Raw genomic sequence first — 255 nt, forward strand, 5'->3', positions numbered from 1 at the left:
CCAGCGCCGCCGGCAAGGCCTCGCCACTGCACACCACCCGCGTAACGCTGCCGCAAGCGCTCAACCGCCCGTTTTCCAGGAACACCTGCAGCATCGACGGCACGAAGTGCAGCGTCGTGACGCCTTCGCGTTCGATGGTCTCGCTCAGATACGCCGGGTCCTTGTGTCCCTGCGCCCTGGCCATCACCAGCCGCGCGCCGCAACTGAGCGGCCAGAAGAATTCCCACACCGATACGTCAAAACTGAACGGCGTCT

At 65.1% G+C, this 255-nt stretch carries 1 protein-coding gene; it reads right to left on the reverse strand.

Annotation, left to right across the window (positions count from 1 at the left end):
- The coding region (locus KVP70_RS33850; protein WP_217946798.1) for an AMP-binding protein at positions 1-255 on the reverse strand (255 nt) is incomplete at both ends.

It is taken from the genome of Duganella violaceipulchra, from assembly GCF_019166075.1.
In the GTDB taxonomy this organism is placed as follows: domain Bacteria; phylum Pseudomonadota; class Gammaproteobacteria; order Burkholderiales; family Burkholderiaceae_D; genus Rugamonas; species Rugamonas violaceipulchra.